General features: G+C 59.5%; 18 protein-coding genes and 1 riboswitch. Of the genes, 7 read left to right on the top strand and 11 right to left on the bottom strand.

Annotated features, from left to right (window positions below; translation table 11 throughout):
• Positions 1-9: 9 nt before the first annotated feature.
• Positions 10-1149, bottom strand: coding sequence for a glycine cleavage system aminomethyltransferase GcvT (gene gcvT / locus ACP7E0_RS12945; RefSeq protein WP_426125402.1), 1140 nt, complete (start codon positions 1147-1149; stop codon positions 10-12).
• A gap of 142 nt (positions 1150-1291) precedes the next feature.
• Positions 1292-1379, bottom strand: a riboswitch (glycine riboswitch).
• Positions 1380-1539: 160 nt separating this feature from the next.
• Between gcvT and ACP7E0_RS12940 the strand changes: the two genes are divergently transcribed.
• Both ACP7E0_RS12940 and ACP7E0_RS12935 read left to right on the top strand, forming a co-directional pair.
• Positions 1540-1935 (top strand): DUF2946 family protein, encoded by a 396-nt coding sequence (locus ACP7E0_RS12940; RefSeq protein WP_426125401.1) that lies wholly within the window; start codon positions 1540-1542, stop codon positions 1933-1935.
• A gap of 103 nt (positions 1936-2038) precedes the next feature.
• A complete protein-coding gene (locus ACP7E0_RS12935; RefSeq protein WP_426125400.1) occupies positions 2039-3025 on the top strand; it encodes a DUF1775 domain-containing protein in 987 nt (328 codons plus the stop codon).
• 78 nt (positions 3026-3103) lie between these two features.
• Here ACP7E0_RS12935 and ACP7E0_RS12930 read toward each other — a convergent pair whose 3' ends face one another.
• From ACP7E0_RS12930 to ACP7E0_RS12900, 7 genes are all read right to left on the bottom strand, one after another.
• Entirely contained in the window at positions 3104-3439 is a 336-nt protein-coding gene (locus ACP7E0_RS12930; protein ID WP_426125399.1) for a hypothetical protein, read from the bottom strand.
• 171 nt (positions 3440-3610) lie between these two features.
• Positions 3611-3889, bottom strand: coding sequence for a hypothetical protein (locus ACP7E0_RS12925; RefSeq protein WP_426125397.1), 279 nt, complete (start codon positions 3887-3889; stop codon positions 3611-3613).
• 334 nt (positions 3890-4223) lie between these two features.
• Positions 4224-5150: a 4-hydroxy-tetrahydrodipicolinate synthase gene (dapA, locus tag ACP7E0_RS12920; protein WP_426125396.1), complete on the bottom strand. Its 927-nt coding sequence runs from the start codon at positions 5148-5150 to the stop codon at positions 4224-4226.
• Positions 5143-5649: a hypothetical protein gene (locus ACP7E0_RS12915; RefSeq protein WP_426125395.1), complete on the bottom strand. Its 507-nt coding sequence runs from the start codon at positions 5647-5649 to the stop codon at positions 5143-5145. Before ACP7E0_RS12915 ends, dapA begins: the two co-directional genes overlap by 8 nt.
• A 9-nt stretch (positions 5650-5658) precedes the next feature.
• Positions 5659-5844 (bottom strand): hypothetical protein, encoded by a 186-nt coding sequence (locus ACP7E0_RS12910; RefSeq protein ID WP_426125393.1) that lies wholly within the window; start codon positions 5842-5844, stop codon positions 5659-5661.
• A 258-nt stretch (positions 5845-6102) separates the two neighbouring features.
• Entirely contained in the window at positions 6103-7083 is a 981-nt protein-coding gene (locus tag ACP7E0_RS12905) for an HAD family hydrolase (protein WP_426125392.1), read from the bottom strand.
• Between the two features lie 14 nt (positions 7084-7097).
• Entirely contained in the window at positions 7098-8063 is a 966-nt protein-coding gene (locus ACP7E0_RS12900) for a formylglycine-generating enzyme family protein (RefSeq protein WP_426125390.1), read from the bottom strand.
• Positions 8064-8372: 309 nt separating this feature from the next.
• Between ACP7E0_RS12900 and ACP7E0_RS12895 the strand changes: the two genes are divergently transcribed.
• The 5 genes from ACP7E0_RS12895 to ACP7E0_RS12875 all read left to right on the top strand — a co-directional run bounded on the left by ACP7E0_RS12895 (position 8373) and on the right by ACP7E0_RS12875 (position 12175).
• The gene (locus ACP7E0_RS12895) at positions 8373-9071 is read left to right on the top strand and encodes a L,D-transpeptidase (RefSeq protein WP_426125629.1); all 699 of its coding nucleotides are present in this window, start codon (positions 8373-8375) and stop codon (positions 9069-9071) included.
• A 166-nt stretch (positions 9072-9237) separates the two neighbouring features.
• The gene (locus ACP7E0_RS12890) at positions 9238-10290 is read left to right on the top strand and encodes a hypothetical protein (RefSeq protein ID WP_426125388.1); all 1053 of its coding nucleotides are present in this window, start codon (positions 9238-9240) and stop codon (positions 10288-10290) included.
• A gap of 176 nt (positions 10291-10466) precedes the next feature.
• Positions 10467-11378 (top strand): DnaJ C-terminal domain-containing protein, encoded by a 912-nt coding sequence (locus tag ACP7E0_RS12885; RefSeq protein WP_426125387.1) that lies wholly within the window; start codon positions 10467-10469, stop codon positions 11376-11378.
• Position 11379: 1 nt separating this feature from the next.
• A complete protein-coding gene (locus ACP7E0_RS12880) occupies positions 11380-11697 on the top strand; it encodes a chaperone modulator CbpM (RefSeq protein WP_426125385.1) in 318 nt (105 codons plus the stop codon).
• Between the two features lie 76 nt (positions 11698-11773).
• Complete coding sequence (locus tag ACP7E0_RS12875; protein WP_426125384.1) at positions 11774-12175, top strand: VOC family protein; 402 nt, start codon at positions 11774-11776, stop codon at positions 12173-12175.
• Between the two features lie 114 nt (positions 12176-12289).
• Here the strand turns inward: ACP7E0_RS12875 and ACP7E0_RS12870 are convergent, their stop codons facing one another.
• The 3 genes from ACP7E0_RS12870 to ACP7E0_RS12860 form a co-directional block, all read right to left on the bottom strand.
• On the bottom strand, positions 12290-13072 hold the full coding sequence (locus ACP7E0_RS12870; RefSeq protein ID WP_426125382.1) for a tetratricopeptide repeat protein: 783 nt from the start codon (positions 13070-13072) through the stop codon (positions 12290-12292).
• 354 nt (positions 13073-13426) lie between these two features.
• A complete protein-coding gene (locus ACP7E0_RS12865; RefSeq protein ID WP_426125380.1) occupies positions 13427-15265 on the bottom strand; it encodes an adenylate/guanylate cyclase domain-containing protein in 1839 nt (612 codons plus the stop codon).
• A gap of 227 nt (positions 15266-15492) precedes the next feature.
• Positions 15493-16479 carry a D-alanine--D-alanine ligase family protein gene (locus ACP7E0_RS12860; RefSeq protein WP_426125379.1) on the bottom strand — a complete coding sequence of 329 codons (987 nt, stop codon included), beginning with the start codon at positions 16477-16479 and terminating at the stop codon, positions 15493-15495.
• Positions 16480-16492 lie beyond the last annotated feature (13 nt).

The raw sequence follows: 16492 nt of genomic DNA, 5'->3' as shown, positions 1-16492 counted from the left end.
AGCTCCTGATCAGCGTTTGTAGGTCGGGGTGACGAAGGGAAGGGCGGCGACGGTAATCGGCAGATATCTGCCGCGCACCTCCGCGAAAACCTGGGTGCCATTGGCGGTGTGGGCGGTATCGACGTAGCCCATGGCGACGGGGTGATCGGCGCTCGGGCCAAAGCCGCCGGAGGTTACGGTGCCGACCGGCACCTTGCCTTCGGCATCGGCAAACAGCGGCGCACCACCGCGCACCGGCGCCTTGCCTTCCGGCTTCAGGCCTACACGGCGGCGGCTCGCACCTTCGGCGAACTGGCGAAGAATGACATCCGCACCTGGAAAGCCGCCTGCGCGGGCTCCGCCTGCGCGGCGCGCCTTCTGCATGGCCCATTCCAGGCCGGCTTCAACCGGCGTCGTCGTGGTGTCGATATCATTGCCATAGAGACACAGGCCAGCCTCGAGACGCAGCGAATCGCGGGCGCCAAGGCCGATCGGCATGACGTCGGGATGTTCGAGTATCCGGCGCGTCACGTCCTCGGCCGAAGCGGCCGGGATGGAGATTTCAAAGCCGTCCTCACCGGTATAGCCCGAGCGCGAGATGATACAGGGAACATCGTGCAGGGCAGCCTCGGCCACATCCATGAAGCGCATGGCGACGATATCGGCCCAGAGTTCGGCCAGGATACATTCGGCGCGCGGTCCCTGCAGCGCGATCAGCGCGCGGTCGTCAAGCAGGGTCAACTCGCAAGTGTCACCAAGATGCTTTTGCAGATGGGCGAAATCGGCCTCCTTGCAGGAAGCGTTGACGACGAGAAACAGGTGATCGCCGCGGTTGGCGATCATCAGGTCGTCGAGGATACTACCCCCGTCATTGGTGAACAGCGCATAGCGCTGGCGGCCCTCGGCAAGACCGAGCACATCGACAGGCACCAGCTTTTCAAGCGCCAGCGCTGCGTCCTCGATGCGGCCGGATTTTGGGCGCAGGATCACCTGTCCCATGTGCGAAACATCAAAAAGGCCGGCGGCGGAGCGGGTGTGAAGATGCTCCTTCATCACGCCGGCTGGATATTGCACCGGCATGTCGTAGCCGGCAAACGCCACCATGCGGGCGCCAAGCGACACGTGCAACGCATGCAGCGGCGTCTGTTTCAATGGGGAATGTTCGTTCAAGTCCGGCCTCCAGGTCTGGCGCGACGCGCCGGCTCATCTCCACGTCGCATATCGTGCGACGTTTCCTCGAGCCCCCTCTGTCCCTTTGCCTGAGATTGTTATCCCTTCGGCGAGCGGAAATGCTTCTCTCCAGAGTCCTACCGGCACCTTGCTGGTCCTTTGGCCTGAGAGTTTCCGGGGCGGTTGCTCCTTCGGCACCGGTGTTACCCGGATTCTCCCAACAAGATCGATTTCAGATAACGGCGATGCCGACTGCTTGGCAAGCGCAAAATGTCGCGCCCGAACAGATTTTTGTCGTGGCTGTTTCGTGGTTGCGGACAGAATAGAAAATCGGCCTTTGCTTTTTTGCCGTCGAGGCGATAACGCAATTCGCGGAGACGGAGATCATCAATGGCGAGAGCCGGGCGACAGATGCGTGTGGCGGTGCGGGTGCTTTCAGCGCTGGCGCTGCTGTTCCTGTCCTTTGCCCATCAGCCGGCGTTCGCCCGCCAGATCAGCCCTTCGGTGGCGGCAGACTATATGCTGCCGGACGGCTCGATCGGCGACATCTGCTTTGGCATGGATGGTGTCGATGGCAAGGAACACGGCTCATCGCATGAAGCCTTGGCGCCGGTTTGCGATTATTGCCGGTTGTCGGCTTCCATTGCCCTGCCATCGCCCCCAGGCGACGGCTATCTGGCCATCCGCGTTGCTGCACTTTTAGACAGCAGGCCGGATTTTCCTGCGGTTTTCGTTTCGTATCCTCGCCTCATGCCGCAATCGCGCGCGCCTCCGCTCTCGCTCTGACCGTATCGCCACGGGCGATTTTTAGACATTCAGAGCCAGCCGCCTGACGCGGTATTGACCGTCCTGCCATTCGAATGGTGGAGAACGGTACGGAGACAGATCGATGACACAGACCAGAACCACACTTCTCGCACTCGCACTTTCGCTGGGCACTGCCGCCTCGGCTCATGCGCATGCTTCGTTCGAAACCGATGAAGTGGCATCCGAAAGCAGCTTCAAGGCCGTGCTGCAGATCCCGCATGGTTGCGATGGCAAGGCGACCACCGAGGTGCAGGTCAAATTGCCGGAAGGCTTCGTCTTCGCCAAGCCGCAGCCCAAGGCCGGCTGGGAGCTCGAGATCGTCAAGGGCGATTACCAGAAGAGCTATGACAATCACGGAAAGACGGTCACTTCCGGCCCACTGGAAATTCGCTGGAAGAACGGCAACCTGTCGGACGACTATTACGACACCTTCGTGATCAGCGGCAAAATCTCGGGATTCGACAAGGAGACGCAGATCGCCTTCCCGGTCACGCAGCTGTGCGGCGTTTCAGATAAGGTCGTCTGGGATGAGATCCCGGCCGAAGGCCAGAGCGCGCATTCGCTGGAGCATCCGGCGCCGACAGTGACGGTGACGCCCGCCAAGGCCGGTGGCCATGATCATCACGATATGGCGGCGATGGCCGGCATGGGCGCTACCGATGACGCACCGGTCAAGGCAGGTTCGCTGGAGATTTCCGGCGGGGCGCTCAAGGCAATGTTGCCGGGCGCAAAAGTCGGCGGCGGTGGCTTCATCATCAAGAACGACGGCAGCGAAGACGACACGTTGCTCTCGGTCGAGAGCCCGGCTGCCGGCCGTGTCGAACTGCATGAGATGACGATGCAGAACGACGTGATGAAGATGCGCAAGCTGGAGGAGGGTATTGCCGTTCCGGCCGGCGAAACCGTCACGCTACAGAGCGGCGGGCTGCACCTGATGTTCATGGAGGTAAAAAAGCCGTTCACCGAGGGTGACAGCATCCCAGTAACGCTGACCTTTGAAAAGGCAGGCAAGGTCGATTACGTGCTTTCCGTCGGCAATGCTGCCGGTGGTGCGCACAAGCACAAGTAAAGCCTGCCGATTTTTGCGGGACGCATGACGGCGCAGGAAACTGCGCCGTTATGTTTGACCTGCGTCTGTTTGGCTCGGTTAGTTGTCTGTCGCTTCGTCGTCCGGGCTCAATGCCTCGTCGCTCTCATCGGATTCCACCTCATCCGGGCCGAATTCCATGTAGCGGCGGACCGCTTCGCCGCGCGTACCTTGCGGCAGGCGGCCATTGGACGTCATCAGCATCAGGGACAGCGCGGTCGGGCTACGAAGGGCAGCAACCGAGGCGTGGGTGTTTGCCGCGTCATCCTTTGGCCGCGCGGAAAGCAGGGTGATCGCCTCGTCGGTCGGGCCATCGCCGCTCACGCGGGCGGACGGCTTGATGGCTTGCGCCGCGTAAGCCGCCGTGTTGGCTGACATGGTAACGACCAGGGTCATGGACGATCTGCCCGTGCCGGGCACTCCTTCGGATGTGGCAATCGATCCTTTTTAGCCTGGCCGCCGTTTCATCCCGGTGAAATCGCGCGCTGGCATTTAAGGCAAATCTTATCGATCATCCGATGGAAAAAGCGGGCGCAGACCGCCGGGGAAAGCGCGCGCCCCAAAGGTTCAGGCGTAGCGCCGCGCAGGGGTATTCCGCGTTGCTGCGGCTGTTGTTGCCGATATATCGTCAAACTCGACGCATTTTCCGGCCGGTGCGCGGCACACCGCGCGCGCATCGTGATTGCTTTCTTCATCGGCAAAATGCAGGGCCGCTGCTTCGCTGGCAAACAATCCGCCGACCCGGCCCAGCCGGTCGTGCACGACCCACCAGCCGTGATGATCGCAGCCGACGGTGAAGCGCGGCGTTGCAGAATGTGTGTTCGTGAGGGGGTATCGACTGCCCATGATCCTTGTAGACCTTCGTGTTGTTAATGGTGGCTTGCTACTGGTGTGGTGCTGATTGCGCGCCTCAGCGCAGAAACCAGCCTGCCAGAATCTGAATAGTGCCGGCACAGGCAAAGACTGCAACCAGACGGATGACGGCGCCCGACAGGCTGCTGCGATCCGATGTCATTGGCGCCGCTGCCTGCCTGTCTGTTGAATTTTGCCGGGCGTAGGGTTGCATGACCTGCTCTTTCGGTTGAGATACTTGCAATCCGTAACGCACTGATTTCCAAGAGAAAATATGCACTCTGCCATTGCCGTTCCATGCGTGGCCGGCGGGTTTGTTGTTAAAATCTCATAGGAATTGCCGGCGCACTGACGCCGGTTTGCACAGCACCGGCGCCAGTGCCATGCGGATCGCCGCAGTGGTTTCCGCGACGATTGGCGTCAGCGGCAGCCGGACATCATCGCTGATACCTCTGAACAGACTGAGACCGTATTTGATCGCAGCGGGGCTCGGTTCGCGCTCCAGCGCCTGGAACAGCGGGCTGAGCCTTTCCTGCAGGCTTTGCGCCGATTGCTGGTTTCCGGTGGCGAGCGCCTGATGCAGCGCAACGGTCAGTCGCGGCACCAGATTAGCGGCGGCCGAGATAACGCCGCGGCCGCCCATGAGGGTGAAGGGCATGGCGGTCAGATCGTGGCCGGAATAGAGCGCAAACCGTTGACGCAGGGCCGCAGGCATTGCCGCAAGGCGGGCGATGTCTCCAGTTTCATCGGCGATACCAACGACGGACCGCAGGCTTGCCAGCCGTTCCAGCGTACGGGGAGAAAGATCTATCGCCGTTCGCTGCGGTGAGACGCCGACAATGAGCGGCAGGTCGACCCGATTAGTGATCGCCTGATAGTGGCGGAACAGACCTTCCTGAGCGGGCTTGCTATAATAAGGCGTCACCACATAGGCCGCGGTGGCCCCCATGTTCTTCGCCTCCGCCGTCTGCGCGACTGTTGTTTCGGTGCAATTCGTGCCGGTACCTGCGAAAACCGGGACGCGATTGCCGGCAACTGCGACGGCAAGCCTGATCAATCGTGTCCGTTCGTCATCGGTCAGCGCCCAGGGCTCACCGGCCGGCCCCGCAACGAGCAGGCCCGAGATGCCGCTGTTGATCTGCCATTCGGCGAGGTCAGCGAAGGCGGCTTCGTCCAGTTGATCGCCCTGAAAGGGGGTGACGAGGTCGCAGATTGCGCCTTGTGGCGTGGTGTCGATCCGGGGGCGTTCACTCATTTCCAAATTCCTTTTGCACGGCTGCGTTTTTCCGTCTTCGGTGCACAAACGGTCTGGCTTTGCGGATGGTGCTGCTCAGAAGAGCGATCAGGACGGCAGCCGGGGGATCTCTATGTTCGGCGCGCAGCAGCTTGCGCCGCCGCGGCTGAGAAAGGGCACTGCGAACAGACAGGGTGGCGACCCAATGATCTCCCTGCGGGTCAAGATCGCGGATGTCACGGGCCGGCTGGCAGGATTGTGCCAGAAGGCGAAGAGCGGCGGTAAACGCCTCCTTTTCCATCAGACGGCGAAACTCCGGCAGTTGCTTGATGTCATCCGGCAGGCCGGCGATCTCCGGCAGAATGCGCACGGCTTCCCAGATATGGTGCTCGCGCAGAACCCGCGCGGCGCAGACCCGGGCAATCAGGCTGGAGAGTGCCGCTTGCGCGGCCATCCGTTCGGAAGGACGGATGGTTTTGGCCGGCGATTGCTTGACCGGCGGTGTCGATATCGTGCCCATGGCCATGTCTCAGGCAATGACCAGAATGAGAGCAATACCGGCGATGGAGAGAAAGATCGCGGCAGCATTCAGCGCCGCCGTGAGACGGGCGCGGCGCTGCCTGCGGGACGATATTGAAGCTTCAGCCCGGGAGCGACTGCGCTGCTCGATCTTTTGTGTCGAGAAATGGGAAGGATGAACGTGGAGCATGGGCATCGTGGCAGTGACCTGTTTCGAATGCCTGGATGCTAGAGCCGTGCCGCATTTGAAATCCATTCCGGGACAACGGCCAAGAGATAAAGGTTTTATAGGAGAACGATTTAAGGAGGCGAACCTTCGATCTTGCAGATCTAATGGTCTTGACTGGAGCAGGTGCCAGGTAAAAAGCGAACGCTGATCATAAAATTGGCTCCTCTTTCGTCAATAAAAACGAGAGAGGAGCCATTGTTCGTTGTCGTGACAGCTATAGCGCGTTCAGGGTGTTTCGAACGCGTAGATCTTCTTCCAGTCGTTTTTCATGTCGACGAGCAACCACTTGCGCTGCGCTGCCTCGTCCATCGCCTTGTTGAGTTTGCCGAAGTGCGATTCGCGGTCATAGGCGTATTCGCGCGCGGCATCGGTGTGGTGCACGATCAACCCAAAGCTGTTTGGTTTTCCGCCGGTCACCCAACGCAGCATCTCGTAATCGCCATCGGAATTTCCAGCCACGAAGATCGGGCGGCGACCGATGAACTTGTTGATTCCGACGGGTTTGCCCGGACCATCATCGACAAAATCGATCTTCGGCAGGCGATTGAGAACAGGCTCACCGTCTACAAGCGCATATTCGGTGGCGATACTACTGCCAATAACCTGCTCGGGGGGGATGCCATACGCCTGCTCGGTAATCGGCCGCATGAATTCGATGCCACCGCCGGAGACGATATAGGTCTTGAAGCCGTTGGCCCTGAGATAATCGAGCAATTCGCGCATCGGCAGAAACGTCATCTCATTGTAGGGCTTGCCGGTTTTCGGGTGTTTGGAGGCAGCAAACCAGTCGGTGACAATCTTGGTGAATGCGTCCGTGGTCATGCCGGCGTGGGTGGCCATTCCAAGCTCGACAATGCCCTTCTCGCCGCTCGCAGCCATCCCTTTCAGGTCGCCGGCCAGGATGGATTTGAACGGCTCTTTTTCCTTCCATTCCGGATGGTCGGGCGCGAGCGCCTTCACCCGGTCGAGCATGAAGCCCAGCTGGAAATAGAATGGCTGTTCCGACCAGAGCGTACCGTCATTGTCGAAGACGGCGATGCGGTCTTCCGGCTTGACGAAATCGGCATTCTTCTCGTCGGTGACCTTGGTGACGAAATCGACGATCGCCTGTTTCGACGTGCCGTCGTTCCACGATGGCAGATCATCAGCAAGTGCTGCCAGAGGCAACAAAAGCACGACTAGGAATACACGAACAAAATTCAGCATGGATCTCTCCCGGATCAATTTGCAGGTCTTTTCACGCAGCGAAAACCGACATGGCTGGTGGAGGTATCCTCCGGCTCAGCATGGCGGGCGGCAGGGCGGTAACGGCGGCAATAGTTCGGCGCGCAGAGATGCGATCCGCCCTTCAGGACCCGCCGGGGAATGCGGATATCCGGCACATTCGGATCATAGCTTGCATCAACGGCCCCGCCGCGCGGGTTTTGCGGAATACAACACGATTTGGCGGCTGGCTCTGGATGGCGTGTGGACCAGTAATCTGTCGTCCATTCCCAGACGTTGCCGATCATGTCATAGGCGCCGTAACCGTTTGGCGCGAAGGATTTGACCGGCGTCGTCCGGTCCTTGCCGGCGGGCTTGGTGCTGTGGGTCGGAAAGGTGCCGGCCCAGGTGTTTGCCATGGCGACGCCTCCGGGGGTCAGTTCATCGCCCCATGCGAACTCGACATCGTCAAGCCCACCGCGCGCGGCCAGCTCCCACTCGGCTTCCGTCGGAAGATCGAGGCCCGCCCAATCGGCATATGCCTTCGCATCGCAGAGCGCCACATGCACGACGGGATGGTCGAGCTTGCCGCGAAGGTCGCTCAAGCCACCATAGGGGCGGCGCCAGTTCGCACCGAACTTGAAAGCCCACCACTGACTGATATCCGGTCCGTTGACCGATTTGGGTGGCGTAAAGACGAGCGAACCGGCTCTCAGCATCTCCGGAAGAGCACCTGGGTAATCTTTGGCGTCCGGCGCTTTTTCGGCGAAGGTTACATAGCCCGTGGCTTTTACGAATGCCGTGAACTGCCGGTTGGTCACGGGCGTCGCTTCAATCCAGAAGCCATCGACCTTGACAGGGTGAGAGGGAGCCTCCTCGGGATAGTGTTTGTCAGATCCCATCGTGAAGGTGCGGCCTGGTATCCAGAGCATCTCGCTCAGCGCCAATGAACTGTCTTTTCCGCTATCCAATGCCAAAGCCATGGCAGCCTCCGAATTTCGATGCTGCAACATCGCAACCGCGATGTGCATCCGTAAGTACGTTACAGTAACAACGCCTCCCGGGCAGCTGCGTCTTTCACGCAACGACACATCACGATGTGGTTACCGGGCGGGAAACTTGACGCCAGAAAGCAAGGTCCCGTTGGAAAGGGCTGCGATTGGCTGCATAAGGGCTTTGATCCGATTCCTGCGGGATGAAAACGCGTGACGCAATGCTTGACTGGCGAGCATGCCGGCTGCTTCGTCCAGATGGGCCGGACAATATTGCCGAATAGCGAATTGATGGGGCTTATGACGACCGATCACAATTTTTCCCGCCGCGGTTTTCTCGGCGTTCTTGCGGCAGGCACGCTTGCCGGGTGTACCACAACGATGCCGGGCGGAAGCAACGCTCCGACGCCTGGGCGACTCAGCCGGCCGATCGGCCCGCCGTCGGACGCCGAGTTGCAGGTGATGTACGGTCCCGTTGAGGACGGCGGCTACCTGATACCGGCTATCCCGTACCAGCAGATCGATCCGCAATTCTATCGCCAGCGCGTTGCCGACCGCACAGGCGAAGCGCATGGCACCGTTGTTGTCGATACGCCATCGCGCTTGCTCTACGTCATCGAGCCCGGCGGCACGGCGATGCGCTACGGCGTCGGCATCGGCCGCGAGGGTTTTGCCTGGCAGGGTGACGGCGTCATCCACTGGCGCCAGGCCTGGCCGCGCTGGAAGCCGCCGAACGAAATGGTGGCGCGCACGCCGAGCCTTGCCAAATACTCGATCGCCAATGGCGGCATGGAGCCGGGCCTGAAAAACCCGCTGGGCGCCCGTGCGCTCTATATCTTCCAGAACGGCGAGGACACACTCTACCGTCTGCACGGCAATCCGGAATGGAAGTCGATCGGCAAGGCGGTCTCGTCCGGCTGCGTTCGGCTGATGAACCAGGATGTGATCGATCTCTACCAGCGCGTTCCTGCAAAGGCGAAGATCGTCGTCTGGCAGTAGGACTTTGAGGGGCGGGCGCAACCGCGCCTGCCTCCCGCAAGTTGCAGGGCGGATATTAACCGGACGCTAACCGCGATGACCGATTCTTCGATGGCCGGGCGGATGATTGTTCCGATTTGACACGCCCGACAAAACTTTGGCACGATTTCCAGCGATAGACGCTTTCATGAATTCTCTGCTTGCCCTTTATCACGCCTCGACGCGCTTCAGCTCTGCCCGCACGGTTGTGTCGCGGACATTGGCGGCGCTTGCCCTTGGCGTTGCGCTGTCGGGTTGCATGGCGCTCGACGACCTCTCCGAGGCGCCGCCGAAACTGTCCGGCAAGATGATCGCGGAAATGTCGAAGAAGGGCATGAAGCCGGAAAGCCCGGTTCTGGTGCGCATCTTCAAGCAGGAGAGCGAGCTGGAAGTCTGGAAGGTCAACAAGACGGGTGCTTATGCACTGTTGAAGACCTACCCGATCTGCCGCTGGTCCGGCGAACTCGGCCCGAAGACGAAGGTCGGCGACCGCCACGCGCCGGAAGGCTTTTACCATGTCTCGGCGGGCATGCTGAACCCGAACTCGCAGTTCTATGTCTCCTTCAATCTCGGTTATCCCAACAAGCTGGAATCGGCGCTCGGCTATACCGGCGAGGCGCTGATGGTGCACGGCGCCTGCTCGTCGTCCGGCTGCTTTGCGATGACCGACCAGGGCGTCGGCGAAATCTACGCGGTCGTCCAGAAGGCGCTATCGAGCGGTCAGGAGAAGTTTCAGGTCCAGGCCTATCCTTTCCGCATGACGGCTGAGAATATGGCCAGCCATCGCGGCGATCCGAACATGTCGTTCTGGCGCACGATGAAAGAGGGTTACGATGCTTTCGACGTGACGCGCCGGCAACCGAAGGTTTCGGTCTGCGAGCGCCGTTATGTCTTCAACAAGGAATTCGAGGGCGGCGAGCCGACCGATCCGCTGGCGGCCTGCCCGCCGGTTGTCAATCAGCTCGAGCCGCAGGCTATGGCCAGGATAGAGGCGGAAGACCGCAAGCTGGACACGGCGATTACCGGGTCCGTTCCCGCCAGCTCGACACTCAGCGCCTATTCGGATGGCGGCATGCATCCGAGTTTTCGGGCGCTGTTAAAGGCGCAGGGCCCGAAAAAGCTGGCCGCCAGCATTTCCGGCACAAAATATCCGATCAGCCGCCCAGATGCTGCCCTGGCCGATCCTTTTGACGGGCGTTAGCATCACCGATTAGTGACGCGACGGATGGTGCGCGCGCTGTCGGCGCTGGTTTATCCTGGCCATGCCGCTCCGTTCTGCTATTCCACTCCCAGTACCATCTGGCGCGGTGCAAACGCTTGCTCTCGCCCGCAGATGGCCTATCTTCACAATCACGACAATGCTTCGGCGGGAGCCCCATGGCCAACGACCCCTACAAAACCCTCGGCGTGGCGAAAACCGCGACGCAAAAAGAAATCCAGAGTGCCTATCGCAAGCTTGCCAAAAAGCTTCACCCTGACCTCAACCCGGGCGACAAAAGTGCCGAGGATCGTTTCAAGACGGTCTCCGAGGCCTATTCGGTGCTGGGCGACGAGGACAAGCGGGCCCGTTTCGACAAGGGTGAGATCGATGGCGCGGGAACCGAGCAGGCGCCGCGAAACTATTACCGCGAATATGCCGGCGCTCCCGGCAACGACGCGCGCTACCAGAACAGCAGCGGATTTTCCGATTTTACCGATACCGACGATATTTTCTCCAGCTTCTTTTCACGGCGGGACCGGGGGCCAATGCGCGCAAAGGGCAAGGATCTGCAATTCTCCATGGAGGTGGATTTCCTCGATGCCGCCAATGGCTCGAAGGAGAAGATCACGTTGCCGGACGGAACCGTTCTCGACCTGCAGGTGCCGCCCGGCACGCAAGAGGGCCAGACGCTGCGGCTGCGCGGCAAGGGCAATCCCGGTTCCGGCGGTGGTCCGGCCGGCGACGCGCTGATCGAAATCCACGTCAGACCCCACCCCATCTTCACCCGCGATGGTGACGATATCCGGATCGACATGCCGATCTCGTTGCGGGAAGCCATTCTTGGCGGCAAGGTCAATGTCCCGACGGTATCGGGCAGCGTCATGCTCACTCTGCCGCCGCATTCCAATACCGGCAAGACGCTACGGCTGAAGGGCAAGGGTGTCGCCAAGCGCGGCGGCGGCAATGGCGACCAGTATATTACGCTCAAGATCATGCTGCCGGATGCTGCCGATCCCGAACTGACGGCCTTCGCCACCAACTGGGCCGCGGGCCAAGCCCACAATCCTCGAAAAGCCTGGGGAGATTGACATGGACCATCTGGAGTTTTGCGAGCGTCTCAGCATCGTTTCCTCCACACTGACGATATGGATCGACCGTCAATGGATCATTCCGGAACTGACCGAGCAGGCCGAGGCGTTTCATGACGCCGACCTGGCGCGGGGATTGCTGATCCTTGACCTCTCCGAAAGCATGGGCGTCAACCAGGACGGCATCGATGTGATCATGGCGCTTGTCGATCAGGTGCACGGCCTGCGCACCAAACTGCACGCATTGACCGATGCGGTTCGCGAGCAGGACGCCGATATTGCGGAGCGCGTGGTGAAGAAGCTTGAGGGCATGCGATAACGGATGAGAGGCGTGCTTGACGTTCCGCTGCCGGACTTGCCTTGCCACGATACCAACATGACGGGAGAATCTTTCGATGCGGCATACCTATAGCCTCGACCATTTTGCCCTATTGGTCCGCGACCTCGATCGCAGTGTCGCCTTCTACACCGATATCCTAGGCTTTACCCCGATCGAGCGAACCGGCAGCGCCAATGTGGCGTGGCTGACGATCGGTGGGCTCGATACGATCCATCTGATCCAGGGCGATTTTGGTGGGACGCACCTCACCAAGGACACGCATTTTGCGCTCCGGATCAAAGACCTCGATGCCTTCGTCGCCGATATCTCGGCCAAGTGCGTGACATTTTATGACTGGCCGGGAAATGTCGGCCAGATTGGCATCCGCCGCGATGGGTTCCGGCAGGCCTATGTCCAGGACCCGGATGGGTACTGGATCGAGATCAACGATCATACCAGCGCGGTTGCGGGCGGGTGAGGTCCTCGCGGGCATGGCTTCTCATGGATCGGAAACTTTAGAAACCTGAAACAGGAACACGGCAACTCGGCTTAGTGCCGCGCATAAAGATTTTGCCAGCGGGGGGAGCGGGCTCTATTTTAACCCTGCCTTACTCAACCCATCCAACCAATGGTCCCGCGCAGCGTTGTCGCCGTACCGGTATTCACCCGACTTCTGAAGCGTCCAGCCGGGCTCGATCTTGCTGAATTCTCCCATGATTCGTCTCGCATCATCGAGATGTTTGAGTTGAGCTTCGCTCGCAGCCTCGATAAGGCGGACATCGTTGGGCGGGGAGCTCATCCCGCGGATGGTTGCCAGCGCATCGTCATACCGTTTCGCCATGTAATAGGCACGGGCGCGGTTCCAACCGTGCCAATACGGAGGAGCTGGATGACGTGCTGCCGCACCATCGATCAATGCAAGAGCCTGCTTGGGATCACCGTAATATATGTACGCCTCTGCCATATCGGCATCAAGGTCAGCCGTATCCGTGTCGATCCGCTTCGGATCGGTGATGAGCGCGCGGGCGGCGGCAAACTCCTGAAAACTCGTCGTGAAATCACCCCGGTTCCAATACACCATGGCTCGATACCAGCGCCCCCTGAAGTCATTGTGCCAGCCGCTGGTTACATCATTGCCCAGCGCCACAGCTATGTCCGCCAGCCGCTCGGCCTCATCGAGGGAGGCCTCCCGATCCGGGGTCCATCTATTCTGGCAGTCGCGGAGATGGACATAGGAATATTCGGCATAAGCGGGCAGGTATTTGTCGTTTTCCTTGATTGCCTTCTCATAACATTCCTTCGCCTTTTCATTCCCTTCCGGGGTCAAGGGCTGCTGTCTTCCTTCGCGGCAGTAGTCTTGGGCGGTCTGCATCATGCTATCCCCCATTGGCCAATATTGTTCCGGCGCCCGCCAGAATAGCGGTGCGCGCGCATCAAGTTCATACAACTTGCAGGTCTGAAATCATGCATCGTAGACAGGTGTTACATCTGACGGTCGTGCTGGCAGCGTATCTGCACTCGATGAGTTTCACGCCGAAACAGGCCCTTCGGGGCAAAACGCCGCACGCTCTGCGAAGGGTCTCAACCAACAGCGCCCCTTATTCCTGATCTGAATTGTGTCAATTTACGCTTGAACTTATAGTTGTCAACGTAACCAAAGCTGCCGTAGATGTATAATAATGTACATTTACGGCTGTATTTCCGCGATTGATACCGTTCCTCATCCACTTTACTTCTCTCTCAGCCCGGCTTTTCTCAGTCCGTCGACCCAATGCTGACGGTCGCTATCCCTTCGATAATAGTAGGCGGCCGACTGTTCGATCGACCAATCCGGATCTATCTTGCTGAACTCCGCCATAATCGCCCGCGCCTTGGCAAGGTGTCCAAGCTGCGCCTCGCTTGCAGCGGTGATCAACCGCACATCATTGGGAGGATCGGTCATTGTTGCGATGGCATCGATTGCTTCCTGGTAGCGGCCGGCCATGTAAAATGCGCGGGCGAAATTCCAAGTGTACCAGAAGGGATAAAAGCGATTGCGCAGCATTGCACCCCTGATCTGCTCGATCGCCCTTTCAGGCTCACCGCCATAGACCAGCGCTTCGGCCATATCCGCGGCAAGATCCGGGTCGTTGGGGTTGATCTGGCGCGCCGTCTCATATTCGTGGAGGCTTTTGTCGAACTCCCCCTGGTTCCAGGCAACGACGGCGAGATTCCAGTGGCCACCGAAATCGTCGTTGAGGCTCAGGGCTTTCTCGGCAAGTTGCTTTGCCTCGCGCAGGGAGGCCTTACCATCGGGGCTCCATCCGTTCTGATAGGCTCGGACATGGCAATAGGAGAGTTCCGCATAGGCGGACGAGTAGAACGGATCCAGCTTGATTGCCGATTCGAACAGCTGGCGCGCTTCCTCATTCCCTTCCGGCGTCACCTTATCCGGATCCGACCAGATTGCCTTGCCTTTCAGGTAATAGTCATAGGCGTCCATGCTTCCCGTCAACTTCCGCCCCAACCTCTGCTCCTCGGCCGCAGTGACTTGGACGGCAAGTTCCGTCACGATGTTCTTGGTAATATCTTCCTGCACGGTAAAGGTATCACCCAGGATCCGGTCATAACGCTCGGCCCAGACGTGAAATCCGGTTTCGGCATTGATGAGCTGCGCATTGATGCGCAGCCGCTCCGGGGTTTTCTGTACCGTTCCCTCCAGGACATAACGAACACCCAGGGCTTTACCGATGTCCTGAACTTTTGTCGGTTTGCCTTTGAACGTCGATGCGGAGTTGTAGGCGATGACAAAGAGACCGGAGAATTTGGACAGATCGGTCGTGATATCGTTGGTCAGGCCTTCACTGAAGTATTCGTGTGCGGGATCGCTGAGATTGTCGAGCGGCAGGACTGCGATCGATGGCTGTATTGGAGGCAGCAGTTGCAATGATGTGTTATTGCTTGCGGCCATTTCCGGCATGTAAATCCAGCCGACAGGGATCGCGACGATCGCCAGAAGCGCTGTTGCAGCAGCGGCCCAGGGCCACCGCATATAGCGCTTGCGCGCAGTGAGAGCGCTTACTCCCTTCACGGAATAGGCGTGCACCGGTGTCGGGATATTCTTCAACTTGCGTGAGCCCAGATCGTGAAATCCGATGTTCGGCAGGTGCTTCACCTGCTCGTAGAGTGTTCCAGACACGCAGATACCGCCCGGTTCGGACAGCCCTTCCAGACGCGCGGCCACATTGACAGCCTCGCCATAGAGATTGTCCTGCTCGACGACGGCATCCCCGAGGTTGAGGCCGACGCGAAATCGCATGCGCCAATCCTCATCGAGCGTCTCATCCAGATGGGCCAGCTGGTTCTGAATTTCGACCGCGCAACGCATCGCTTCAACCGGGCTCGGAAACTCCGCTATCCGGCTGTCGCCCGCGCCCCCGAAGACGCGGCCTTCGTGGACCCGGATAAGGTCTTCGATGATCACAGCATGCTCCTTGAAGAGCGCAAGAGCTGCGTCTTCATCCCTTGCGACCAAACGGCTATATCCGACCGCATCCGTCGCTAGAATTGTGACTAGCCTGCGCTGCATCAACCCTTCCACTTCAGCCACTTTCGCAGCATTCGACCCGGATGAAACACGCGTATCCGGGCGTCAGTTCGGCTCTGCAGAAAAGGTGGGATCATTCGGCCGTTGTGCACCGAGCGATCAAGAAAATGTGCAAGCCGCCCCAACGAGTACATCGGCATACTCTAATATACCTTGAGCGTGATTGAGCATTTTAGCAAGATAAGGTTTTACTGAGCGGGCAATACTATTCAGGTGGCGCTCTTGGCGACACGGCTCAACGCTGAAGCGATGATCCCCTCAATCAATGTGCGGTATGGAAGACCCTTCAATCGCGCAAGCAGAGGTAAATCGGAGTCTTTGGGATGCAGCCCCGCCAGAGGGTTCGCCTCGAGGAAGTTTACCTTGCCTTCTGCGTCGCATCGCACGTCGATGCGGCCTGCGTCGCGACAGCCAAGTCCTCTCCAGGCTGAAAGCGCCAGTTCAGCGGCGGCAAGACCGACGGCATCCATTGCCAGGCGAGCCTTGACCCGTTCTTCGAAGTGTTTCTTGTTCTCGTAGGAGTAAATCTCGGGTTCGGCCTCTGCCCGCAACTCCAGCTCCATGACGCCGAGCACCGTCGAGGCCGATCCTGTGCCAAGGATTCCCACGGTGAATTCGCGGCCCGGCAGGTAACGCTCAACCAGTACCGGCTGGCAATGACGCGCCAGCAATCTCTCGCATTCTCGCCTCAACTCGCTCAGGTCGCGGATCTTGGATGCGGCTGAAATGCCTTTGCTCGTACCTTCGGCAACAGGTTTTATGAACAACGGAAAGGGCAGTGTCACATACTCGACATCTGACAGAGTTTCGACCACGGCAAAATCGGCTGTGCAAAGGCCCTGATCGCGAACAACGCGCTTCGCGGTTGCCTTATGCAGCGTGACGGCGAGGGCGAGCGGATCGGAGAAGGTGTAGGGCACCCGGTATGTATCGAGCAGTGCTGGCACCAAGGCCTGACGGCCAAAGCCGTGCATTCCTTCCGCAATATTGAAAACGAGATCCCAACGGTCACCATCGACCAATCGCTTGGCAAGGGCGCGCGCGTGGCCGATGCGATCCGTGATGTGACCAAGCGAATGCAAAGCGGACTCAATCGCTAGAATGGTATCGAGGTGGTCAAACTCAGCCGTTTCTTCTTCGTCATACCCTTCGCGCGCGTAGTCTTCGCGCAGATCGAATGTGATGCCAATCCTCACGCTCGGCCACCTC

It is taken from the genome of Pararhizobium sp. PWRC1-1 (assembly GCF_049897905.1).
Lineage (GTDB): Bacteria > Pseudomonadota > Alphaproteobacteria > Rhizobiales > Rhizobiaceae > Pararhizobium.
The sequence above is the reverse complement of the archived record's forward strand: the minus strand, read 5'-3'. Positions and strand labels throughout refer to the sequence as shown.

Coding starts and splice junctions, on each gene's coding strand:
- ACP7E0_RS12940 (WP_426125401.1), top strand. CDS start 1,540: ATGGCGAGAGCCGGGCGACAGATGCGTGTGGCGGTGCGGGTGCTTTCA.
- ACP7E0_RS12935 (WP_426125400.1), top strand. CDS start 2,039: ATGACACAGACCAGAACCACACTTCTCGCACTCGCACTTTCGCTGGGC.
- ACP7E0_RS12930 (WP_426125399.1), bottom strand. CDS start 3,439: ATGACCCTGGTCGTTACCATGTCAGCCAACACGGCGGCTTACGCGGCG.
- ACP7E0_RS12925 (WP_426125397.1), bottom strand. CDS start 3,889: ATGGGCAGTCGATACCCCCTCACGAACACACATTCTGCAACGCCGCGC.
- dapA (WP_426125396.1), bottom strand. CDS start 5,150: ATGAGTGAACGCCCCCGGATCGACACCACGCCACAAGGCGCAATCTGC.
- ACP7E0_RS12915 (WP_426125395.1), bottom strand. CDS start 5,649: ATGGGCACGATATCGACACCGCCGGTCAAGCAATCGCCGGCCAAAACC.
- ACP7E0_RS12910 (WP_426125393.1), bottom strand. CDS start 5,844: ATGCCCATGCTCCACGTTCATCCTTCCCATTTCTCGACACAAAAGATC.
- ACP7E0_RS12905 (WP_426125392.1), bottom strand. CDS start 7,083: ATGCTGAATTTTGTTCGTGTATTCCTAGTCGTGCTTTTGTTGCCTCTG.
- ACP7E0_RS12900 (WP_426125390.1), bottom strand. CDS start 8,063: ATGGCTTTGGCATTGGATAGCGGAAAAGACAGTTCATTGGCGCTGAGC.
- ACP7E0_RS12895 (WP_426125629.1), top strand. CDS start 8,373: ATGACGACCGATCACAATTTTTCCCGCCGCGGTTTTCTCGGCGTTCTT.
- ACP7E0_RS12890 (WP_426125388.1), top strand. CDS start 9,238: ATGAATTCTCTGCTTGCCCTTTATCACGCCTCGACGCGCTTCAGCTCT.
- ACP7E0_RS12885 (WP_426125387.1), top strand. CDS start 10,467: ATGGCCAACGACCCCTACAAAACCCTCGGCGTGGCGAAAACCGCGACG.
- ACP7E0_RS12880 (WP_426125385.1), top strand. CDS start 11,380: ATGGACCATCTGGAGTTTTGCGAGCGTCTCAGCATCGTTTCCTCCACA.
- ACP7E0_RS12875 (WP_426125384.1), top strand. CDS start 11,774: ATGCGGCATACCTATAGCCTCGACCATTTTGCCCTATTGGTCCGCGAC.
- ACP7E0_RS12870 (WP_426125382.1), bottom strand. CDS start 13,072: ATGATGCAGACCGCCCAAGACTACTGCCGCGAAGGAAGACAGCAGCCC.
- ACP7E0_RS12865 (WP_426125380.1), bottom strand. CDS start 15,265: ATGCAGCGCAGGCTAGTCACAATTCTAGCGACGGATGCGGTCGGATAT.